The following is a 21,679-nucleotide window of genomic DNA, read 5'->3' as shown; positions in this document are numbered from 1 at the left end:
AAGCGGCCATAGTCGCTCGCGGTCGTCCACAGTCCCGCCGCCATGTTCGGAGTCATGAAGACGGGCAGGGCCGGCTTGCCGAGCGCCTTGGCCGCCCCAACGCGATCGTCCTGGGTCCATGCCTCGATGGACCGGCGAGGGCCGGCGTCCCGGCTCCTCTCGAACTGCGCGGGACCCTTGTCCGCCATCAACTCGCCGCCGGCATCGTGTGCCCACGCCACCGGAGGCGATTGGCCGGCCAGCCAGCCATAGCCGCTCCGCGTCATTCCTGCAGGCGTCAGCACCCGAGAACGGACGACCTCCGCTGCGGTCTGACCGGTGACTTTTTCGGCGAGGCGAGCAAGCAGTGCGTAGCCCTCTCCCGAATAGCGGAAGTCGGAACCGGGCCTGAACCTGCTCACCAGATCGCTGCCGGCCTCGGTACGCCAATTCGGCAGACCACTGGAATGCGACAGCAGGTGACGAGGCGTCGTGGTCCGAGTCGCGACATCCGTCGTGAAATCAATATGCTTGGCCACAGGCTCGTCGAGATCAATGCTGCCGTCGCGGACAAGGTCGTGGATGGCAGCCGCCAGGACCGGCTTTGACAGGGAAGCGGCTTCGAACACCGTCTCCGTGGTTGCGTTCGCCTTCCCAATTTTGGCGTATCCTACCGCAGAGCTGACCGGCTCCGCTTCGCCGTCGAGCACGGCCCAGCTTGTCCCCGGCACTGAAGCAAGCGCCATCCATGACTGGACCTGCATCGCCGTACGCCTTCGGCTCCTGGCCGGCGCCGGCAAGGAGGCACAGCCGGCAGCGACTGCGGTGCCGATCAGGATCGTTCGCCGTGTCGGGTTCATTCGGGCATTCGCAAGGACGTCATGGCAAAACCGATCGCTTGGTGTCTTGTGCCTACAATACGGTGCGTCGTACTATTTGCAATTGATCCTCGTGCCATGCCGAAGGGCGAGTCGGCTCATCCGGCGTGTGGCGTCCTCAAATCTATAGCTGCCACAGCCTGCAAATCTGGGCTTGATGAATGAACGTCCACTTCTGAGCAGTGGCGGTGTCACCGCGAACGTCCGGAACTGGGTCGCCAGGACAGAAGTCAGAGTGGCAACTCCCGACCAAGATGCGTCGTTCGTCGGTCGCGCTTTCAACGAGAGCTGCTGCCAAAACCTGCCGCTCGGTCGGCGTGAAAACGTCTGGCAGCATGCGCCCCATTGCGGTTATTCCGTGGGGGCCTACTCAATCACAAATTTCACTATTCTATCATGTTCCGGTCTGGTGAGGCGACCATGACCAGGAGGTAAGGCAGTGGCCGGTCCAACATCAGGCAAAAGGCCACGTTTGGCCGCCAGCTCACTTCGCGCTACGAATAGAACCGCTTAAATGCAGGAATCTGATCCAAACCGGGGCGATCTTCAGAAATCGCTTGCGCATGGTTCGCTGCGGCCTTTTGATGCGGCAGGGGGTAGGATCGAGATGCCGTCACTAGACTTTGAGGCTGAGAAGGCCGCTTTCCGAGAATACTATAACGACAACGCCCAGCGCCTTGATCAGGCTAAGAAGGCGTTCCTAACCTTGCTCAGTTCGCTCCTCGCACACGCTAAGCTCGAAGTGGCGGCGGCATCTGGCCGCATCAAAGATCGCGAGGAATCGATTAAGAAGTTTACGCGGAAGTATCAGGGAGAACTCGAGGAGAGCGCTACGCCGTACGCGATTAAAGACCACATTTCTGACTTGATCGGGTTGCGGCTGGTCTGCCTCTATGAAGACGAGATTGAGCCGATCAGCGAGTTGATCCGCGAGCACTTCTACGTGATCGACGTGACAGACAAGACCGCCGAGATCGAGGGCACGGAGAACGCGTTTGGTTACAAGGGCCTTCACTTAGACCTAAGGCTGAACGACGTCCGTGCGGTGATGCCAGATTACGCTCCGTACGCGCCATACCAGTTCGAGCTCCAGATTCGCACCGTCGTCCAGGATTCGTGGAGCACGCTTGATCACAAGATCAAGTACAAGAAGTCGATACCGGCATCGCTGAAGCGTCGGATCAATACGCTGGCAGCCCTGTTTGAGCTCTCGGATCGCGAATTTCGACAGATCCGCGATGAGACCGAAATTGAAATTCAGCGTGCGGCGGCGGAGCCGGAGCCGGGCCCTGAGGCGGAAGAAGCCGCGCAAGGTGAGGCGCCTGCCGAGCCGATAGCCAACGCTGACGTTGCACGCAGGCAGTATGCGCCGCTGGATGCGTTTAGGCTGCTACGCATCGCCCGCCACTTTTTCCCTGGCGTCGAATTCGAGCCGCGCAAGATCGACGGCTTTACGGCTGACATCATCGAGCGTGAGCCTGGTATCAGCCGCGGCAAGTTCAACCATTACCTGCGCTCGACGATTGGTATGGTGCATCAATATAAGGCTTGGTTTCTGGAAGAGGGGAAGGGCGAGAAGTTCAATGCCTTTACCGAGATGCGCCATGCTCTCTACGCAGCGAACCCTGCCACCTTTGCAGGCATGCTGACCAACGTTGCGCGCGAAACCTTTGACGCTTGGCGCGCTGCGAACGCGAATGGGCAGGATTAGTTGCGCCCTTACGATTTTGAACGTTCGCTTTAGAAATCTTGCGAAGAATTCTAGAAATGGCCGTTTCCTGCGCGGCCAATTTCACATTTCTAGCGCTTGTCAGCGGCCGTAGGCAAATTTCGGCGTGTAGCTTTCGATCAGCCGCGCTTCTTCGTCTTCATACTCGTCAGGATCGTCGGGGAGCGCTTCGCCCGAGAGCACGGTGAGCGTGTACCCATAGGACCCTAGCCCGACGACCTGCTCATCAAGCTCGACGTTTCGTGGGCCGTCGAACCAATGACTCAGTGTAGTGGTGTCCGTGACGCGCTTACCTGAAGAGACGTTGCTGGCATTAGAATTGAAACGGGATGTCAAAGTGGATGGCAGGGCGCTTCCCTTGCGCAGGAAGGTCAGCCGTCCAAGCTTCTTGAAGCTATCAGACATGAAAGAATAGCGCACCTCCCTGCCTTTGCTGACCACGATAGCCATCGGATAGGTGCCGCACTCGGCGGCGCGGATTGCGCAGGCTGTTAGCGAACATTGCGCCTGTTCGGCCAGCGCGTCGATTCCATCCAGGCCGATTCGCTCGTGGTCGAGCAGGCGGCGCACCAAAGTCGTGGGTAGAAGTAATCCGGATGCGAAATGATCCGCCTCGACCTCGATCGAGACGTCGCCTTGCGTGAAGCCGGCCCGCGAAACGTGCATCGGCGCTAGCTTAGTTATCTCCTCCGGATGTCCCTCAAGGAAATAATGGCCCAGTTCGTGGGCGACCGTGAATCTCTGGAAGCCTAGGCTCTTGATGTTGGTCGCGTAGAAGATGGCCGTCCCCGCAGAATCGAAGATGATACCGCCGCTGACGCCCACCTGATCGGACGCCTTCGGGCAGATCATAATGTCCTCGCTTTGCGCGATTGCGAAGGGGTCGATGGGAAACGAATCGAATCCATGCTCCCGCGCCTTTCGCTCGCCGCGCTCGCGCGCCCAGGAAAGGCGGAAGCCGGTCATTTCTCGCTCTGCCCCCGCCTCTCATTCATAAGATTGATCATCATCTGAATATGCTCGCGATCATTATGGGTCAGATTTTCCTCGCCTCGAAAGGCAGTGGTCGCTCCCTCCATCGAGGATGAACGCCCCAGCAGATAGTCAGACGATATGTTGAGGGCCTTCGCCAATGCTCGCACGTTCGCGAAAGACGGCTTGCGCCGATCACGCTCGAAATGCCCGATCGCTGCGGGCTGGAGACCGGCCAGCTTAGCAAGCTCCGCTTGACTGAGCCCTCGCGCGTCACGCGCATCTGCCAACCTCGCCCCGAAAACGTCAGCTTCGTTACCTGTCATTGACCCTACGTTATCCATCATGTTATATATACGAAATCGTAGGTAGAAAGGTTTGCCCTTCGGGGCTAATTTTTGGCCCAAAGCACCTACGATTTCGTAGGTTTTCGTACGACGACTCGGAAGGGTCGTCAAGGACACGAAAGGATCTGAATATGGCTCGCAAGCCCGAAGTCACGAGCGCGAAGGCGGCGACTGCAGCTTCAAAAGTGCTGCGCAACCCCAGATCAAGCGCGGCCGCCAAGACTGTGGCGGCATCCGCTCTCACCCAGCGTCCCAACCGCACCAAAAAGTAAGGAACACACACATCATGTCCGTGCGCATCACCTGCATTTCGAAAGCTGGCGGCAATCACGACAATCCGCACGAGGCGATCAGCCATCTCGGATGGACCAACGAGGAAACCCGCGAGTCCGGTAAGTCGACCCGGCTCGAGATGTATAATTGGATCAAGGACAAAGGCGGCTACGCTTATGTTCGTGACAGTGCAGGCAACACGGTGCGCGTGGGCACTGCGGTTTCCACGCGAGGCACAAAATATGTGCGGACCTACCGCGACAAAGTGTGGACGGATAACCTCCTCGCTTTGCGTGAGTGCGCCTGAATAGGTGCAGTTCTTCGAGGCCAACGGGGCGATCAGCACCCACATAATCGATCACCCCGTGTCTGACTAGGAACCTACGATGAATTTCACCCACTACAACCTTGGACACCTTGATCGCGGAAGCGTGGTGGTCGTCACCCTCGCTGGGAGCGCTGCGAACGTCCGCCTGATGGATAGCGCTAATCTCAGCAGCTTCAGGAATGGGCGTCGACATCACTACATCGGCGGTCTTGCCAGAAGTTCGCCGGTACGGCTGCAGGTTCCCCGTTCGGGCAACTGGCACGTGACAGTCGACATGCAAGGCCTACGCGGCACGGTCCGCTCTGGCGTACAGGTGGTGGGGGGCGATGCGCTGCGTCCGCTGCCCGCAATCAACGAGGCGCCACTGCGCAGCGTCCCCACCCTTGTGCGCGACGCCGACTACGATCTGGCGCCGACGCCCGAAGCGCCGGACGGCCGGGTATTTGACGTCTTCATTTCGCACGCCTCGGAAGACAAGGATGACGTGGTTCGCCCCTTGGCAAATGCGCTGCGTGAGGCTGGCTTGTCGGTCTGGTATGACGAGTTCGAGTTGCGGATCGGCGACAGCCTACGGCGGAAGATTGACCGGGGCCTCGGTAGCAGCCGGTTCGGGGTCGTCGTGCTGTCGAAGGCCTTTTTCGGCAAGGGATGGCCCGAGTACGAACTCGACGGCCTTGTCACGAAAGCGGTGTCGGGTGATCAGATCCTCCTGCCTGTCTGGCACAACGTGTCGAAAAGCGAGGTGATCCGATACTCGCCCTCGCTTGCCGACCGCCTCGCGCGAAGCACAAGCGCGCATACCGTCGAGGAAATTGCCGCCGAGATCGCGGAAGTAGTACGTTTGCCGGAGGCGGCGTAACTGCACATATGCTAGCAATGCTGCCGTTGGGGAGGATTTGCTCGGGTCGGGAGCCGATATACCCGTGTGGCGGTCAATGGCTTTCCTGAGGGATTTGTCCGGAACCTGCCTGTCCCTTCACTGCCCATTTTCTTCCGACCTGCGACGCTGATGAGAGACCCGCTGAATGTCGGCTTCTGACAGTAGCAGCCGTTCGAATATCCTCCCGGAACGGCAGGAATGTCCCAAATCTCGCCGTGTTAGCATCGGGAACAGCCTGGGCCTTCGAACCCAATTCAGAACATAAATGAATGGCAGGAGTTGGGGAGCTGAAAACCGGCCGCGAATGGCCGTTTGTGGGTCGTCGTGACGGAAGGGCAGGGCGGTTGCCATCGACCAAGTTGCGTAGTTCGAGAAGCGAGATTCGAATGGCTGCTTCGGCTGAAAGCGGACCGTCTCAGGTCGTCAACGAGGCGACCAGCATCGCTCGGTTCAAAGCTGTTCGCCGCAATCCCTCCGCCCCAACACTGGCTGCCCCGCACATCATTCGGCAGTGCCATTTCCCCATCGATCGGGGATGGTTTTGGTAAAGGGCAATCGGGGTCAGATTTCGGGAAAGCTGCCGCCTTCAAACAGGGGAAGACGGCAGCAACTGTCCCGTCCCGTTGCAGGTTCGTAAACGGGACGGCCCAGGTTGCCTCGTCCACCGTCCCCTGACCGGGAAAGCTTATGATGGAGGGCTGGCCCCCGTAGCATTCAGTTTGCTTCCCAGCCCCATTTTACGAAGATTGCCCGGGCGGCCGGTGTTGTTAGCCATGCCGCAAATGCTACGGCATCGGGATTGGATTTGCCGATAGTCGTCAGCCCGGAACCTACGTCGCGATAAATACGATAGGATTGTTCGACAGGAACAGCGTCGGCAAGCGTAGGGTTTGCCTTTTGCCAAATACCCCAAATGATCCACGCGTCGAGGCTGGGATCAGCGATCCACACCTGTTTTGCTTCCGCGCTATTCTTCGCATAGCGGACGATATTCGAGCGAAGCGCCCGGACCTTAGCGATATCACCGGTTCGACCCGCCATATCCTCCCAAAGGCCGTTTTGACCGGCCCCGTTCACGACAAGCACCCGGTGACCTGGACGAAAGAGGTCTCTGAGCCCGCGGATTTTTTGCGGATTCCCTGGGCGGACGAGGATGTTGGATACACGCAGATATAGCGGCGTGATCGTCGTCGGATCGATTCGATCACCCATCGCAAGCTGCAGATCGGTCATCATGGTTTCGGAACCGCTGTAGATCACGTCACCTGACTGCTTGGCGGCATCGATCCAATCGCTTGTCGGTCCGGCTACAACCTCAACTTTCACTCCGCGCAATTTGGAAAAGGTTGCCGCAGCCTCCTTCATTGCCGGCGCGGGGCCGCCAGGTCCGAAAACATGAACGGGGCCGGCGCAGGCCGGAGCGGCGATAGTCATCGCCGCGAGGGCAGTCAGGATGAAAGTACGCATGAGCTACCTTTGAATAGAAGAGGTAATGGGATGAAGCACGGTCAGCTTCCCCCAAGAGTTTTCCCGTCGATCGTCTGGCCGTAATAATCGCCTTTGGCGTGAAAGCGTTTTTGCGCGTCTTCGACGGTTTCGGTCTGCCGTGGGTCGCGGGGACGCTCGCGGCTGTCGACATAGGCAGCAACGTCCCAAGCCTGCTGGTCCGTCAAGGTATTGCCCTGCCCGTAGGGCATGTTAGCCTTGATGAACCCGGCCGCCGATGCCACCCCGGCCATGCCCGCCCCCCAGTTGTAGGAACGCGCGCCCCAGAGTGGCGGAATGGTGTATGTGCCGTCCGGGTTCGCCTGTCCCTGCCCATTTTCGCCATGGCACGACGCGCACTGGCCGGCGAACACCGTCGCGCCGCGAGCCGGATCGTAACCCAGTGGTGTAGTAGCGAGCTTTACGAAGCCACGACCGGGCAGCGGCTTGCCGAACGGCGCGCCGGTCGCGAGCCAGGCAAAATAGCTTTGCAGATCGCGATAGATGTCGTCGCCATAGGGCGGCGGGGTCCCCGCCTTCGAGGCGGGCGCGTTCATCGAGTAGAGGAAGCAGTCGCGTATCCGGTCCTCCATCGTGTTCACGCGGCCGTTCTTCGCGCGATAGGCCGGGTAGCTGATCCAAGCCGCCCACATCGGCGCGGCATCAGCCTTGCGTCCGGCATCAAGGTGGCAGTTGCTGCATGTCAGGCCGTTGCCGACATACGGACCCGCATGGGCTCCAGTAGCAGTGAAGATCAGGCGACCGCGCCGGATCGCATCGCCGTCCGGCCCTGCAGGGATGCTGCTTTCCGCCGGTGGCGAAAAGGCGACGTCCGTCGCTACCTCCGCCGGTACCTGGCTTGTTCCGTCGGACTGGCCGATCTTGTATGTGACGACAAGGACGAGCAGCGCGGCCGATAGGGCGAAGATGATCCGCTGAGCTGGTCCATCGTCACCGGGCGTTGGAGGTAGCGGCTCGCTCATGCGTTGGCCTTGAAGCGATTAAGCGGCAGCTTCAGGAATGCCGTGCCGCACGCCTCAGCATCCGGCAGACGACCGCCGCGGATGTTCACCTGAAGTGCGGCGAGCATGAGGTCGGGTAGCGGGAGGGTGGCGTCGCGCTTCTCGCGGGTGGCGATGAACGTCGCCTCGTCGATACCGTCATGAACATGGATGTTGTCGCGACGCTGGTCCGCGACGGTCGAGCGGCCGACCACCTCGCGTCCGTCCTTGCCATAGTCGTGACCGACATAGGTCGCGGTGCCGGGCGGCAGATCGAGAATAGTGCGGATCGAGCGCCACAATGCGTGTGCATCGCCGCCTGGAAAGTCGGCCCGACTGGTGCCGCTGTCGGGCACCATCAATGTATCGTGGACGAACGCCGCGTCGCCGACGACATAGGTGATCGAGGCGAGCGTATGCCCCGGCGACAGCATCACTCGCGCGTCGAGCGAGCCGATCCGGAACGCTTCGCCATCGGCAAACAGCGTGTCCCACTGGCTGCCATCGACCGGGAGATCGGACAGGCAATAGATGTCCTGCCAGAGCTTCTGCACCTCGACGACCTTTGCCCCGATTGCGGTCCGACCACCGGCCTTTTCAGCAATGTAGGGCGCGGCCGAAAAGTGATCGGCATGGGGATGGGTGTCGAGCACCCATTCCACCGTCAGGTCGTGGTCGCGCACATAGTCGAGGATAAGATCGGCATTGGTGGTGGACGTCGCCCCGGCGCGGGGATCGAAGTCGAGGACCGGATCGACAATTGCGGCCACCTTCGTGGCATCATCGACGATGACATACTGAAAGCTGCCGGTGCGCTCGTCATGGAGCGATGCGACCGTCATGCCCTCATGGCGATACTCGATCATATTCTTATCCTCTCATTACGGTGACCGTTCATCATCGCGGTGCCCAACCCGACCGCCTGCCTCCGGTTGGGCAGCGCGGCCATCGTCAGCGTGCCTCAGGCTTTGCGCGCGCGGTCGCGACGAGGCGACGCAAGGCCGGCAGGTCGACCGCGCCGGCCACCACCTGCGAACCGACGATCAGGGCGGGCGTGCCGTTAAACCCGATTGCACTGGCAATGGCGTCCGTGCGCGCCAGCAAAGCATCGATCTCTGCCCCGCGCGTCTTCAGGTCGCGCTGCAGACGCGGCCAATCCACCTTCGCGCGTGTGGCAGCCGCCTTGACGCCGTTGTTGTCGAGCCGCCCGGGCGAGGTCAGCAGCGCCTGGTGATAGGCTGCGTGGCGACCCTGCCATTGGCTCGCAATCGCGGCGCGTGACGCTTCGCGCGAGGCAGGACCGAAGATCGGCCAATCGCGATAGACGACCCGGACCTTGGGATCGGAGGCGAGCAAGCCATTCAGCACCGGCTCCATGCGCCGGCAATAGGGGCAGTTATAGTCGAAGAACTCGACGATCGTGACGTCGTAGCCGGGTCCGGCACGCTTGGGGGCAAGGGGATCGTCGGTCACCGCCTTTCGCGACATGTCGGGCCGTTGCCGCGCGCTGGCGGGTACCAGCGGGAGTGCGATTGTCATCGCGGCGAGGAGGCCGCGGGTCAGGAGGGAGCGTCGGTTCATCGGTGTTTCCTTGCCATGTCGATTCCGTCCGCGAGCGTGGCACGCGACAGCTCGCCGATTTGGAACTGGACGATCGTGCCGTCCGCCGCGACAAATGCGGTCGCGGGATAACCGGTGACCTTGAAAGCGCTGCTCAGCGAGCGGGTGGTATCGAGCGCTACATGCTCGGCACCAAGACCCTCGTGCGTCAGAAAGCCTGTAACTGTTGACGCTGCCTCGCCTTGATCGGCGAGCAGAATCGGCACCCCGCTTCCCCGTGATGCAGCGGCATCCAGCATCGGCAGTTCGCGCCTGCACGGCCCACACCAGGTCGCCCACAAATTGACGACGAAGGGCCTACCGCGAAAACGTTCTAGCGGGATAGGGCGTCCACTGGTGTCAGCCAGGGTAAGTGCGAAGGGAAAGCGGCCGTAATTGACCGGCGGTACGATTGCCTGCGCGACGAACCATAGGACGGACGGCACTGCCAGCGCGGCTAAACCGACGATCGTATCGCGGCTGCGTCCAAGCCGCAGGACGAGCAGCATAGCAGCCCCTGCGATGCCAATCGGCGCGGAAAAGCCTCCCTGCCAGACTGCAAATGCGGAAAGGGGCGCATCGGCATAGATCGCCGCATGATCCACGACATAGCCGATCCGTGCGGCTACGATCCCGGCAATGACGGCGCTCGTGGCGACGCCTGCGACCCGGGTTGTGCCCCACCGCCCGGCAAGCGCCGCTATTCCAAAGAAGAGCAGAATGCACAGGATCGCCAGCCCGCGATCCAGCGCGATGAGGAGCGGACCGATCGCGACCGCGTTTCCCATCACGTCTTCAACCACCAGCGCAGCAGGCCGGCGACGACACCGAGGCTGGCTACGCTGGCTGCCCAGGTCAGGACGAACCAGCCAAGCCGCTTCCACAGGGGTGACGTGCCGGTCATCAATGATACCCGTGCGTGCCGACTTTGCCGCGGAAGACCCAATAGGCCCAGGCGGTATAGGCAAGGATCACGGGCATGATGATCGCAGTGCCGACCAGCATGAAGACCTGGCTCTTTTCCGGCGCGGCCGCATCCCAGATCGAGATGCTGTCGGGCACGATGAAGGGGAACAGGCTGATCCCCAATCCGGCGAAGGCCAGCGCGAACAACGCCAGCGTCAGCAGGAACGGCAGCGCGATCCTGCCACCGCGTAAAGCGCGGAACAGCGCCCACGCGACAACGATGGTCAGTAGCGGCACCTGCGCAGTTGCAAGGACGCCCGGCATATCGAACCAGCGCTTCCAATATTCGAATTGCAGGAACGGGGTCGCCGCGCTGACGGCCGCGGTCGCGACCAGCGTGCCGGTCGCGGCGAACAGCGCAAGCCGACGGGCATGAGCCTCGGCGGTGCCCTCGACCTTCCACACCAGCCAGGTTGCGCCGAGCAGCGCGTAGCCGATCACCACGCTGACTCCCGTCAGGATCGAGAACGGCGTCAGCCAGTCGAGCCAGCCCCCGGCATAGGCGCCGCCGACAACCCGAACGCCCTGCAAGACCGCGCCGAGCGTGATGCCCTGCGCCAATGCCGCGATGATCGACCCGCCGCTGAAAGCGAGATCCCAGAAGGCACGATGTCGGGGATCTCGCCAGCGAAATTCGAAGGCGACGCCGCGAAAGACGAGGCCGAGCAGCATTGCAATGATGAGCGGATAGGTGGCGGTCAGCAACACGCCATACGCCATCGGAAACGCGGCGAAGAGACCGCCACCGCCGAGCACCAGCCAGGTTTCGTTGCCGTCCCATACCGGCGCGATCGAGTTCATCGCCTGATCGCGCTCGTCCCCTACCTTGAAGGTCGGGAACAGGATGCCGATGCCCAGATCGAAGCCGTCCATGACGACGTACATGAAGATGGCGAAGGCGATGATGAACGCCCACACCACGGTCAGATCGACATTGACGCTCATTGCCCGGGCTCCCCGGCCAGAATGGCGGGACCGGGCACGATGCCCGCGGTCCGAACGGGGATGGCGGGGGGCTCGGGCTCATGTGGCTGCGGCACGCGCGCCATCAGGCGCAGGATATACCAGGCGCCGGCACCGAAGACCGAAAAGTAGACCAGCACGAACGCGAGCAGCGATGCGGCGACCGCCGGGGCGGCAAGCGGCGAGTGCGACTGGCTGGTAAGCAACTGGCCATAGACGGTGTAGGGCTGGCGTCCGACCTCGGTCGTAACCCATCCTGCGATCACCGCGACGAACCCGGCAGGTCCCATCGCGATCGCCGCCCGGTGCAGCCATGGCCAGGCGTACAGCCGGTGGCGCGCGCGAGCGATTAGGCTCCACAGGCCAAGCCCCAACATCGCAAAGCCGAGACCGACCATGATACGGAAAGACCAGAATACGATCGTCACCGGTGGTTCGCGATCATCGGGTATCGTATCCAGCCCGGCGAGCGGCGCATTGGCGTCGTGCTTCAAAATTAGCGACGACAGTTTGGGAACCTCGATCGCATGATCGATCCGCTTGGCCTGTGGATTGGGAATGCCGAACAGGATCAGCGGGGCACCATCGGGATGGCTATCGTAATGCCCCTCCATCGCCATGACCTTGGCGGGTTGATGTTCCAGCGTGTTGAGACCGTGGGCATCCCCGGCGAAGATCTGGATCGGAGCGACCAGCGCCGCCATCCACATCGCCATCGAGAACATCTTGCGCGCATGAGGCTGGCTGGCGTCGCGCAGCAGATGCCACGCGCCGACCGCACCGACGACGAGCGACGTCGTGAGGTACGCGGCGATCACCGTGTGGAAGAGCCGGTAGGGAAAGCTCGGGTTGAAGATGATCGTCAGCCAGGACGCCTCCGGCAGGAGCCGCCCGTCGGGCGCGACCGAAAAGCCGGCCGGGGTCTGCATCCAGCTGTTGACGCTCAGGATCCAGAAGGCCGAGATGAAGGTGCCGAGCGCCACCATGCAGGTCGCGGCGAAGTGCAGCTTGCGACCAACCTTTGTCATGCCGAACAGCATGACGCCGAGGAAGCCAGCCTCGAGGAAGAAGGCGGTCAGCACTTCATAGGCCATCAATGGTCCGACGACCGGGCCTGCCTTAGTCGAAAAGACCGACCAGTTCGTGCCGAACTGATAGGACATGACGATGCCCGACACGACGCCCATGGCGAAGGCAACGGCAAAGATCTTCACCCAGTATCGGAACAGCTCGAGATACACCTCGCGCCCCGTCTTCAGCCATAGCCCTTCGAGCACCGCCAGATAGCTGGCGAGCCCGATCGAGAAGGCAGGGAAGATGAAATGGAAGCTGACGGTAAAGGCGAATTGCGCCCGTGCCAGCACCACGGCGTCGAGGTGATCGAACATTACAGCGCCCCCCAGCTGCGCCACAACATGTACGCGGCGACCACAAAGATCAGGATCGCGAAGACGGTGGTCAGCGCTCCCCGGCTTTCCGACAGTCGCCGCGCCGCCTTCAGCCCAAGCAGTCCACCGACGATACCGCCGGCGATGAACACACCGGCGAGCGGCCAGTCGACCATGCCCGACCAGGCATAGTTCAGCGCCGTGGTCAGGCCGAAAGCGGCGACCGCCACCAGCGACGTGCCAACCGCGTTCAGCATCGGCATCCGCGTCGACCCGATCAGGCCGGGTACGATCAGGAATCCACCACCGATCCCGAAGAATCCGGAGAAGATCCCGGTGACGAGGCCGAAGCCCAGGACCTTGGGCGCATTCTCCCGGTTGCACTGTGCGCCGGGCACACCCTGCGCCTTGCGCCCGCGCAGCATCACGATGCCGACCAGCACCATGACCAGCGCGAAGAGGAACAGCAGCTTGGTCCCGTCGAACGCCTTGCCTGCCGTCGATCCCGCGAACGCGCCGAGGATTCCCGCCGCGGCATACATGCCGCCGCACCGCCATTTGACCGTGCCGGCGCGCGCATGGCCGATCAGGCCGGTTGCGGCGTTGGCGGCGACGGCAAAGGCGCTGGTGCCGATCGCGACATGCGCGCTGGGCACGCCGACCAGATAGACCATCAGCGGCACGGCCAGGATCGAACCACCCCCGCCGACCAGCCCGAGTGTGAAGCCGACGAGGCCACCCGAAAAGGCGCCCAGCAGATATTGGACGGGTTCGAGCATCATGCCGCTTCGCCGATCCGGTGCGGTTGGGCGAGAAGTTCATGCCCCTTCAGCATGCCGCGCCAGTAGAGCGGCGGGAGCATCTTCTCCTTGAGGAACCACGCGGCGCGGGTCGGACGTGTGCCGTCGACCAGCCATTTGGGGAAGGTCGGCAGCAGCTTTCCGCCATAGCCGAACTCGGCCAGCACGATCTTGCCGCGCTCGACGGTGAGCGGGCACGATCCATAGCCGTTATAGTCCGCGACCGGCTCGCGCCCTTCCAGGGCGGCGAGGACGTTGACCGCCACGACCGGCGCCTGCTGGCGGACGGCGGCCGCCGTCTTGGCATTGCTGGTGCCCGCACCATCACCCAACGCGAAGACGTTGGCGTAGCGCTTGTGTCGCAGCGTTGCCTCGTCGACGTCGATGAAACCGCTGGCGGCGGCCAGCGGGCTGCTCGCGACCCAGTCATGCGACACCTGCGGCGGGACGACGTGCAGCATGTCGAATTCGCGTTCGATCGTCGCGGTCGCGCCGTCCTTCTTCTGCGCGAAGGTCGCAACGCGACGTGCCCCGTCGACGGCGACGAGGTTGGATTCCAGGCGCAGGTCGATGCCGTAAGCCTCGATATACTCCATCAGCGCCGGAACGTAGGTCGCAACCCCGAACAGCACTGCGCCGGCATTGTGAAACTCGACATCGATGTTCGGCAGAACGCCGGCGTCGCGCCATAGGTCGCAGGACAGGTACATCGCTTTTTGCGGCGCGCCCGCGCATTTGATCGGCATCGGCGGTTGCGAGAACAGCGCCCGTCCAGCCTTCATCTCTTTGACTAGACGATGCGTATAGGGTGCCAGATCGTAGCGATAGTTGGAGGTGACGCCGCCTCGGCCCAGCGCCTCTTCCAGCCCAGCGATCTTTTCCCACGCGAGGCGAAGTCCCGGCGCGGCAACAAGGACGCGGTAGGTCAGCGTGCGGCCGTCCGCCAGCTCGACCGCATTGCGGCCGGGATCGAAGCCGTTCGCCGCCACCTGTAGCCACGTCACCCCGTCCGGCATGACATCGGCCTCGGCGCGGCGGGTGTCTTCCGGCTTGAACACGCCCGCCCCGACCAGCGTCCAGCCTGGCTGATAATAATGGTCCTGCGCCGGATCGACGATCGCGATCGTCACCTTGGGCGCGCGCTTCAGGATGCTCGCGGCGGTGGCAATGCCTGCCGAACCGCCGCCGACGATCACGACGTCGAAGCTCTTGTCCGACGACCCGGTGCGCAATCGGGGGGCGAGATCGGTGATGTCATAGCCCGCCGTGGCCGCGGTGCGGATCAGGCTGTCAGCGCCGCGCTCCTTCGCCCTGGCGAGCGCCCACAAGGTCGTCGAGCGCATCCCGCTGCGGCAAAAGGCCAGGACCGGCCCCGGCAGGCTTTCCATCGCTTGCGCCATTGCCGCCGCGTCCGCCTGGGTCGCCTTGCCAGAAACGATCGGGATATGCGCAAAAGCCAGCCCATGGCGCTCGGCTTCGGCGCGGATCTCGTCGGCGGAAAGCTGTCCTGCCTCCTCGCCATCGGGACGGTTGGAGATGATCGATCGATAGCCTTGCCGTGCAGCCCCGGCCACATCGTTCAGCGTGATCTGTGGGGAGACGGCGATGCCGTCATCCAGAGGCTTGAACGCCATGTCGCTCTCCTGTGCTATGCTATTTTGCGGACGGCAGCAGGCGGAACAGCCCGAAGCCGATCGTCATGAAGATGCCGAAGACCAGCGCCGGACCGGGCGCGATCGTTAGTGCGGCGATCGCAGGGCCGGGACACAGTCCGGCAAGGCCCCAACCGATCCCAAACAGCGCGGCACCGCCGATGAGGCGCGCATCGATCGGACTGGTCGCAGGCAAATGGAACACATCGGCGACGACCGGCCGGGCGCGTCGACGCACGACCGCCCAAGCAATCGCCATCGGCAGCAACGCGCCGCCCATGACGAAGGCCAGCGTCGGGTCCCATGCGCCTGTCACGTCGAGAAACGCGCGCACCCGTGCCGGATCGGTCATGCCCGATAGCGCCAGCCCCATGCCGAACAGCACCCCGCTGAACAGTGCCACGAAAGCTTGCCGCATCATGCGCTCAACCCGAGCAGGCGCAGCACCGCGACCGTGGCGATGCCGCTTGCCATGAACGTCACGGTCGCGGCGATCGACCGCGGCGACAGCCGTGCCATGCCCACCACGCCGTGCCCGCTGGTGCAGCCCGATCCGAGCCTCGTGCCGAAGCCGACGATCAGCCCCGCGACGGCCAGCAGTCCCCATGAAGTCGGAAAGCGCGACGGCACGCCGACCAGCGTCGCGACGATCGCAGCGCCGATCGGCAGCCCCAGCGTGAAGGCGATGGCGACGCTACGCGGCGCGCCGCCATTCGCCAGCCCGGCCGCACGCGCGAACATGCCGCTGCATCCCGCGACCCGGCCATTGGCCAACAGCATGATGGCCGCAGCCAGCCCGATCAACAGCCCGCCGATCAAGCCGTGGACCGGCATAGCATCCGGAAAACCCGGCATCACAACGCGTCCAGCGGAATGCGCAGATAGCGTTTTCCGTTGGCCTCAGGTGGCGGCAGCTTGCCGCCATGAATATTGACCTGGATCGACGGCAGGATCAGGCGCGGCACGGCCAGCGTCGCGTCGCGTGCTTCGCGCATTGCTACGAATGCATCCTCGTCGATCCCGTCATGGACATGGACGTTGCCAGCGCGTTGCGCGGCCACGGTGGTCTCCCACGCATAGTCCTCACGGCCCGGCGCCTTGTAGTCGTGGCACAGGAACAGCCGCGTCTCTGGTGGCAGTTCGAGGAGGCGCCGGATCGAGCGATAGAGCTGCCGCGCGTCACCGCCTGGAAAGTCGGCACGCGCGGTGCCGAAGTCCGGCATGAACAAGGTGTCGCCCACGAAGGCCGCATCGCCGATGATGAACGCCATGTCAGCGGGCGTATGACCCGGCACGTGCAGTACGGTCGCTGACAACCCGCCGATCTCGAACTGATCGCCGTCATCGAAAAGCCGGTCGAACTCAGATCCGTCACGGGCAAACTCGGTGCCGGCATTGAACAGCTTGCCGAACACATCCTGCACCTGAATGATTGCCCGCCCAATGCCGAGCTTTCCGCCCAGTTTCTGTTGCAGATAGGGCGCGGCCGACAGGTGATCGGCATGAGCATGGGTTTCCAGCAGCCATTCGACCGTCAGCCCCTCGCGCTCGACATGCGCGATGATGGCGTCGGCCGATGCGGTCGAGGTGCGGCCCGACGCGGCATCGAAATCGAGAACGCTGTCGACGATTGCAACGCGGCCCGTCCAAGGATCGGAAACGACGTAACTAACGGTGTTCGTCGGTTCATCGAAAAATGCCTGCACCAGGGGCGCGCCGTGTTCGGGGCGGGCCGCGACGACCTGACGTGCTACCCGAGCTAGGGACGAGTCTGACACTTACACCTCCAATGTATATATATGTGTGTAAGTATGTAATTGGCTTGCGTCAAGCGAGCCACGCTGGCATGATAAAGGCCATGGACGTTCCCATCCCACCGCGCCCGCTCCGCATCGGCGATCAGGCACCGCCGTTCCGCGCCCGCACCACACGGGGGGACGTCAACCTCGATCAATTTCGCGGGCGTTGGCTGCTGTTCTTTTCGCACCCGGCGGATTTCACGCCGGTCTGTACGAGCGAGTTTATCGCGCTGGCCAAAGCCGCCCCCATGTTCGAGGCAATGGATTGTGCGTTGCTCGGCCTGTCGGTCGACAGTCTCTATTCGCACGTCGCCTGGGTCCGGGCGATCAAGGCACTGGCGGGGATCGAGATACCGTTCCCCGTCGTCGAAGATCCATCCATGGCGATCGGCCGCGCCTATGGTATGATCGATGCCGAAGCGACGGACTCGTCGGCCGTGCGCGCGACCTATTTCATCGATCCTAACGGCATCATCCAGGCGACGAACTGGTATCCGATGCAGGTCGGCCGCTGTGTGGATGAAATGCTGCGCACGGTCCAGGCGCTGCAACGGACAACGGACGGCAGTGTCTTGACGCCTGCGTGTTGGCGACCGGGCGATGACGTGCTGCTCCCACCGTCGCTCCCCAGCGACGACAGCCCCGACTGGTTCCACCGCCTGCGGCCCGACACATGAGCCTTGATCGCAATCAAGCCGACAGGATGGTCGAGCAGCTCAAGACGCTTGCCCAGCCCCAGCGTCTGATGATCCTGTCGACGTTGCTGAGCGGCGAGCGGGCGGTCGGCGAGATCGAGGCTGCCACCGGGATCGGGCAGCCGGCGCTTAGCCAACAGCTGGCCGAATTGCGTCGCGCCGATCTGGTAGCCACCCGTCGCGAGGCCCGACAGATTTTCTACAGCGTTGCCTCCGAGGTCGTCGAAGATCGAATTCACGCGCTATTCGCTGCCTTGGGGGCTGCTGTTCCCAAACGGACGGTGCCCACGGCAGTGGTTCCACGTGCGCCCGATCGCGTATTTACCGGAGCAGCGACCTTTGCGCGCATCGGATGATGAGGAGTTGGCGGATGTCACACAGGATTATGCTGATTGCTGCCGCAGTGATGACGATGGCTTACGGCAGTTCCGCCGTGGCTGCTGATCCGCGTCACCCGGTCGTGCAGAATTTTGGCGCAATCTCGCCGATGCCTGGCGCCAAGGAGCGTCCGGACCGCAAGCTACGCTACCGCGTGCTGTTCAGCGTCACCAAGGCAACCGCGTCGCCGGACCAGGTAAATCCCAATCTTGAGAAAGTCGCACGGTTCCTGAACCTGCTTGGCGCCGACGGCGTGCGCCCCTTGCCCGGGGATGTCGCGGTCGTGATCCACGGTCCGGCGACGCCGCTTGTCATGGACGATGCCGCCTACGCGGAGCGCCTGAAGACCGCGAACAATCCGAATCTTCCGCTGATCGCAGCACTGCGCTCCGCCGGGGTATCTGTTCGCGTATGCAGTCAGGCATTGGTGGGTAACAAGGTTGATCCCGCTACCGTCGCAAAGACTGTAGAGATTGACGTATCCGCCTTGACCACGATGGCCACCTTGCAACTCCGGGGATGGGCACTGATCCCAGATTAACCTCTGCATCCGCTTTCCCAAAATATCATCCCAATCAGCACACTCTTGGACGGCTGCTCTCGGTTGAACCCGCCAGTCGGCGACGCCGAGATGGATTGCAAATTTGTCCCACACTGTGAAGGGCTCCCCGCCAACAGACGGGGAGCCAATGGCTTAAATTTCGGTGTTCTCGGCGAGGGCCAGTGCGTCTTCCACGTCGATCCCGAGATAGCGCACGGTGTTCTCGATTTTGCTATGCCCGAGAAGGATCTGGACGGCACGAAGGTTGCCGGTTGCCCTATAGATGATAGATGCCTTCGTTCGGCGAAGGGAGTGCGTGCCATACTCACTTCGTATCAGACCGACCGCTGTCACCCATTCATCGACCAGCCGGGCATACTGGCGCGTGCTCAGATGCCCATTGTGATCGACCCGGCTAGGAAAAACGTAGTCGTCCACCGTGCCACCCCGCCGCTCGAGCCAAGCCAGCAGGCTGGCGCGAGCGTCTGGAAGCAGCTCGAACTGAACTGATCGGCCTGTTTTCTGCTGCATGACGATCGCCCGCGTTCGGATTTGCCCGCCGCTGACAAGATCGCCGATCTTAATCTGCACCAAGTCGCAGCCTCGGAGTTTGCTATCGATCGCAAGGTCAAACAGCGCTCTATCTCACAAGCGACGACGCTGATTGAGGTAGAAGCGGATCTCCCAGATTTGCTTTGGCTTAAGCGCACGCTTCGCGCCGACTGTACGTCCGGCATTCCAGACTTGGCGCTTGTTGATAGCGAGTTCTTTTTCGAGCATCTCCATGATCGTTCTCCAACGGCCAAATGGCCGTTTAAAGAACGCATCGCAGGCGAATGAACCTTGATGCCTCGGGGCGCCTGCCGACCACTTTTTGCTGTTCCGGTTAGGTCACGTGTACGACCGCTATCTCCAAAAGCGGCCACTCGTGGGTTCTTGGCCAAGCACTAACATTGCCCGGTCGAAGGCCATTGATTGCAAGCACTTCCGCACAGACACTGGCTGCTGCGCCACACCATTTGGCAGTCCAACCTCTCAATCTCTCTGGGACGGGTTCGGGAAGGATCAATTATAAACAGATTTTGGGAAGACTGCCACCTGAAGGCACAGGAAAGACCGCTGTGCTCGTCCCATCCCGTCCCATTGGAAGTTCGTTTCTGAAAATGGGCAGTCGAGAACGAGCATCTGCGGCGTCCCCGATGCTCGTTCCGAAACGGGCGTCCGTTACTGTTCGATCTGTCGTTGCACGACATCGCCTACAGCTTCCGGCTGACCGGAGGCGATCACCAGATAGCGGCGCGATCCTGCGGGGGCGGCCTGGGTGACGATCTGTCGCAGCGGACCGACCGCGTTGACGATCGCGCCGCCGGCGGGATTGGTCATGAACTTGGCGAGCGGTTCGACCGGGCCGTTGCCATCGAGACTGGTGGACAGGCCCAGAACGAACGGCATCTTCGGCGGCAGGCCCGCGACGGCGGCCTGCAGAATCTGCACCTGCCCCTGATCGAACAGCGTCACTTGGCTCCGTCCGGTGCCGGAGAGAGTCAGCTGCACTTTCTCGCCTGCCTTGGCGAGCGGCTGAAGATTGTCCATGCCGGTGCCGGATGGCACCGCGCCCGGAACATAGGCCACGCCTTGCGGGCCTTGCCCGATCGGGATGGTGGCGATGACCTTGTTCGTCGTCGTGTCGATCGCGGCCACCGCATCGGCATTCTCCAGGCCGACATAGATGCGGCTGCCGTCGCCCGAGGGCCACAGCCCGTGCGGCAGCGCTCCGACCGGGATCGTCGCGACCTGGGCGAAATTGTCGGTGCGGAACACCTTCACGACATTCTCGGTGCCGACCGTCACATAGGCGAACTGCCCGCGTGGCGTCTTCGCAATGTTGACGTGGTTGGTGATCGCGCCCGTCGCGAAGCTCTTCAGCACTGCGAACGGAGGCTTGGCGTCGAACACCATGACCTTGCCGATGTCCTTCAGCGTCAGCCACACCTGCTTGCCATCGGGCGTCGCGGCAATGTCGGGACAGAAGGGGCTTTCCTGCTTCACCCGGCCGACGATCCGCTTCGACGCGGTGTCGATCACCACGGTCTCGGGATAGAAGCTGGAGCAGACATAGCCGTACTTCCCGTCCGGCGAGAAGATCGTCATGCCGGGACCGTTCGGGACGGGAATGCGGCCTGTCTCCTTGTAGGTCGTGCCATCGAGGACGGCGATATAGTCCTCGCCGCGCACGCTGACCCAGACCTCCCGGCCATCGGGGCGGAAGAAGGCCTCGTGCGGGCTGCGGCCGACATAGGTGGTGTGCCGGACGCTGTTGGTGGCGGTGTCGATGAAGCTGACCGCATTCGATCCGATCGACACGACCGCCAGCGTCCGCCGGTCGGGCGAGAAGCCCATGCCGTGGACCAGCAGCTGCCCGCGATACAGCGGGCTGAGGTTCATCGGCGTTGGATCGCCCAGCTTGATGACGCCGAGCAGCCGGTTGGTCACCGGATCGACGACCGACACGGTGTTGGAAAACTGGTCCGAGGTATAGAACCGGTCACTGGGCGACACGGGCATGTCAGGCTGTGCGTTCGGCACCTGCTGCGCGGTAGCCGCGACGGGGGCCAGCATGGTGCCGGCAAAGGCTGCGAGGATCAGCTGCTTCACCGATGGGTTCCTTCCGAGTGGTGGGTCTGAGGCGCGGCCGGAGCGCCGCCCTTTTGTTTCAGGATGGCCTGCATCACCGAGATCTCCTGCCGTTGCTCGACGATGATCCCCTGCGCCAGGCGGTGTAGCCGCTCGTCCTTGCCGAAGCGGAGTTCCGCCTCGGCCATGTCGATGGCACCCTGATGATGCGGGATCATCATCGCGGCGAAGTCCCGGTCGGGATCACCGGTCGACGGGACCGCCATCGCTTGGTGCATCCGCTGCATCGCACCGGCCATCACGGTGGCGAAATCGCTGGTTTGGGCCAGCGCCGCGCCGCTGACCAGAGCGGCAGCAGCGAGCGCTGTCTTGAGCGGGATTCTCACGATATC

At 62.6% G+C, this 21,679-nt stretch carries 25 protein-coding genes and 1 pseudogene; 7 read left to right on the top strand and 19 right to left on the bottom strand.

The genetic code is table 11. The annotated features are described in order from the left end of the window. A partial coding sequence (locus QE363_RS19655; RefSeq protein ID WP_309698025.1) for a serine hydrolase domain-containing protein occupies window positions 1–743 on the bottom strand: 743 nt, incomplete at its 3' end. Between the two features lie 628 nt (window positions 744–1,371). Between QE363_RS19655 and QE363_RS19650 the strand changes: the two genes are divergently transcribed. Further along, window positions 1,372–2,568: a hypothetical protein gene (locus QE363_RS19650; RefSeq protein ID WP_309698023.1), complete on the top strand. Its 1,197-nt coding sequence runs from the start codon at window positions 1,372–1,374 to the stop codon at window positions 2,566–2,568. A 99-nt stretch (window positions 2,569–2,667) separates the two neighbouring features. On the opposite strand, the gene QE363_RS19645 is transcribed toward QE363_RS19650, so the two are convergent. Then, window positions 2,668–3,552 (bottom strand): ImmA/IrrE family metallo-endopeptidase, encoded by an 885-nt coding sequence (locus QE363_RS19645; protein ID WP_309698021.1) that lies wholly within the window; start codon window positions 3,550–3,552, stop codon window positions 2,668–2,670. Beyond that, window positions 3,549–3,905: a helix-turn-helix transcriptional regulator gene (locus tag QE363_RS19640; RefSeq protein WP_309698019.1), complete on the bottom strand. Its 357-nt coding sequence runs from the start codon at window positions 3,903–3,905 to the stop codon at window positions 3,549–3,551. The genes QE363_RS19645 and QE363_RS19640 overlap by 4 nt, the downstream gene beginning before the upstream one ends. 131 nt (window positions 3,906–4,036) lie before the next feature. Here QE363_RS19640 and QE363_RS19635 point away from each other — a divergent pair, with 131 nt between their 5' ends. From QE363_RS19635 to QE363_RS19625, 3 genes are all read left to right on the top strand, one after another. Further along, a complete protein-coding gene (locus QE363_RS19635; RefSeq protein ID WP_309698018.1) occupies window positions 4,037–4,177 on the top strand; it encodes a hypothetical protein in 141 nt (46 codons plus the stop codon). 14 nt (window positions 4,178–4,191) lie between these two features. Further along, a complete protein-coding gene (locus tag QE363_RS19630; protein ID WP_309698016.1) occupies window positions 4,192–4,485 on the top strand; it encodes a DUF3892 domain-containing protein in 294 nt (97 codons plus the stop codon). 79 nt (window positions 4,486–4,564) lie between these two features. Beyond that, a complete protein-coding gene (locus tag QE363_RS19625; protein WP_309698014.1) occupies window positions 4,565–5,365 on the top strand; it encodes a DUF1883 domain-containing protein in 801 nt (266 codons plus the stop codon). Window positions 5,366–6,100: 735 nt separating this feature from the next. Here QE363_RS19625 and QE363_RS19620 read toward each other — a convergent pair. From QE363_RS19620 to QE363_RS19560, 13 genes are all read right to left on the bottom strand, one after another. Continuing rightward, window positions 6,101–6,853 (bottom strand): substrate-binding domain-containing protein, encoded by a 753-nt coding sequence (locus QE363_RS19620; RefSeq protein WP_309698012.1) that lies wholly within the window; start codon window positions 6,851–6,853, stop codon window positions 6,101–6,103. Window positions 6,854–6,894: 41 nt separating this feature from the next. Beyond that, window positions 6,895–7,854 carry a c-type cytochrome gene (locus QE363_RS19615; RefSeq protein ID WP_309698010.1) on the bottom strand — a complete coding sequence of 320 codons (960 nt, stop codon included), beginning with the start codon at window positions 7,852–7,854 and terminating at the stop codon, window positions 6,895–6,897. Next, window positions 7,851–8,738, bottom strand: coding sequence for an MBL fold metallo-hydrolase (locus QE363_RS19610; protein ID WP_309698009.1), 888 nt, complete (start codon window positions 8,736–8,738; stop codon window positions 7,851–7,853). Before QE363_RS19610 ends, QE363_RS19615 begins: the two co-directional genes overlap by 4 nt. 85 nt (window positions 8,739–8,823) lie before the next feature. After that, window positions 8,824–9,453: a DsbA family protein gene (locus QE363_RS19605; protein WP_309698007.1), complete on the bottom strand. Its 630-nt coding sequence runs from the start codon at window positions 9,451–9,453 to the stop codon at window positions 8,824–8,826. Next, on the bottom strand, window positions 9,450–10,259 hold the full coding sequence (locus tag QE363_RS19600; RefSeq protein ID WP_309698005.1) for a TlpA disulfide reductase family protein: 810 nt from the start codon (window positions 10,257–10,259) through the stop codon (window positions 9,450–9,452). The genes QE363_RS19605 and QE363_RS19600 overlap by 4 nt, the downstream gene beginning before the upstream one ends. Further along, window positions 10,259–10,375 carry a DUF2474 family protein gene (locus tag QE363_RS19595; RefSeq protein WP_309698003.1) on the bottom strand — a complete coding sequence of 39 codons (117 nt, stop codon included), beginning with the start codon at window positions 10,373–10,375 and terminating at the stop codon, window positions 10,259–10,261. The genes QE363_RS19600 and QE363_RS19595 overlap by 1 nt, the downstream gene beginning before the upstream one ends. Beyond that, window positions 10,375–11,382 (bottom strand): cytochrome d ubiquinol oxidase subunit II, encoded by a 1,008-nt coding sequence (gene cydB, locus QE363_RS19590; protein WP_309698002.1) that lies wholly within the window; start codon window positions 11,380–11,382, stop codon window positions 10,375–10,377. The genes QE363_RS19595 and cydB overlap by 1 nt, the downstream gene beginning before the upstream one ends. Continuing rightward, entirely contained in the window at window positions 11,379–12,788 is a 1,410-nt protein-coding gene (locus QE363_RS19585) for a cytochrome ubiquinol oxidase subunit I (RefSeq protein ID WP_309698000.1), read from the bottom strand. The genes cydB and QE363_RS19585 overlap by 4 nt, the downstream gene beginning before the upstream one ends. After that, complete coding sequence (locus tag QE363_RS19580; RefSeq protein WP_309697998.1) at window positions 12,788–13,570, bottom strand: sulfite exporter TauE/SafE family protein; 783 nt, start codon at window positions 13,568–13,570, stop codon at window positions 12,788–12,790. The genes QE363_RS19585 and QE363_RS19580 overlap by 1 nt, the downstream gene beginning before the upstream one ends. Next, complete coding sequence (locus tag QE363_RS19575) at window positions 13,567–15,222, bottom strand: TIGR01244 family sulfur transferase (RefSeq protein ID WP_309697996.1); 1,656 nt, start codon at window positions 15,220–15,222, stop codon at window positions 13,567–13,569. The genes QE363_RS19580 and QE363_RS19575 overlap by 4 nt, the downstream gene beginning before the upstream one ends. Before the next feature lie 19 nt (window positions 15,223–15,241). Continuing rightward, on the bottom strand, window positions 15,242–15,658 hold the full coding sequence (locus QE363_RS19570) for a DUF6691 family protein (protein ID WP_309698253.1): 417 nt from the start codon (window positions 15,656–15,658) through the stop codon (window positions 15,242–15,244). Beyond that, complete coding sequence (locus QE363_RS19565) at window positions 15,658–16,098, bottom strand: YeeE/YedE family protein (RefSeq protein WP_405053204.1); 441 nt, start codon at window positions 16,096–16,098, stop codon at window positions 15,658–15,660. Before QE363_RS19565 ends, QE363_RS19570 begins: the two co-directional genes overlap by 1 nt. Continuing rightward, window positions 16,095–16,946, bottom strand: coding sequence for an MBL fold metallo-hydrolase (locus QE363_RS19560; protein WP_405053203.1), 852 nt, complete (start codon window positions 16,944–16,946; stop codon window positions 16,095–16,097). Before QE363_RS19560 ends, QE363_RS19565 begins: the two co-directional genes overlap by 4 nt. A 152-nt stretch (window positions 16,947–17,098) precedes the next feature. On the opposite strand from QE363_RS19560, the gene QE363_RS19555 reads away from it, so the two are divergent. The 3 genes from QE363_RS19555 to QE363_RS19545 are packed head-to-tail and all read left to right on the top strand — an operon-like array spanning window position 17,099 to window position 18,653. After that, window positions 17,099–17,716, top strand: a complete 618-nt coding sequence (locus QE363_RS19555) for a peroxiredoxin (RefSeq protein WP_309697992.1) — start codon at window positions 17,099–17,101, stop codon at window positions 17,714–17,716. Then, window positions 17,713–18,090: a metalloregulator ArsR/SmtB family transcription factor gene (locus QE363_RS19550; protein WP_309697990.1), complete on the top strand. Its 378-nt coding sequence runs from the start codon at window positions 17,713–17,715 to the stop codon at window positions 18,088–18,090. Before QE363_RS19555 ends, QE363_RS19550 begins: the two co-directional genes overlap by 4 nt. Window positions 18,091–18,119: 29 nt before the next feature. Further along, window positions 18,120–18,653: a DsrE family protein gene (locus QE363_RS19545; RefSeq protein WP_309697988.1), complete on the top strand. Its 534-nt coding sequence runs from the start codon at window positions 18,120–18,122 to the stop codon at window positions 18,651–18,653. A 153-nt stretch (window positions 18,654–18,806) separates the two neighbouring features. On the opposite strand, the pseudogene QE363_RS19540 reads toward QE363_RS19545, so the two are convergent. The 3 genes and pseudogenes from QE363_RS19540 to QE363_RS19530 all read right to left on the bottom strand — a co-directional run bounded on the left by QE363_RS19540 (window position 18,807) and on the right by QE363_RS19530 (window position 21,673). Next, a pseudogene (locus tag QE363_RS19540) lies at window positions 18,807–19,439 on the bottom strand (tyrosine-type recombinase/integrase). A 438-nt stretch (window positions 19,440–19,877) separates the two neighbouring features. Then, complete coding sequence (locus QE363_RS19535) at window positions 19,878–21,308, bottom strand: YncE family protein (RefSeq protein WP_405053202.1); 1,431 nt, start codon at window positions 21,306–21,308, stop codon at window positions 19,878–19,880. Continuing rightward, the gene (locus QE363_RS19530) at window positions 21,305–21,673 is read right to left on the bottom strand and encodes a DUF305 domain-containing protein (RefSeq protein WP_309697986.1); all 369 of its coding nucleotides are present in this window, start codon (window positions 21,671–21,673) and stop codon (window positions 21,305–21,307) included. Before QE363_RS19530 ends, QE363_RS19535 begins: the two co-directional genes overlap by 4 nt. Window positions 21,674–21,679: the final 6 nt, after the last annotated feature.

It is taken from the genome of Sphingomonas sp. SORGH_AS_0870 (assembly GCF_031453175.1).
Taxonomy (GTDB): Bacteria; Pseudomonadota; Alphaproteobacteria; order Sphingomonadales; family Sphingomonadaceae; genus Sphingomonas.
The sequence above is the reverse complement of the archived record's forward strand: the minus strand, read 5'-3'. Positions and strand labels throughout refer to the sequence as shown.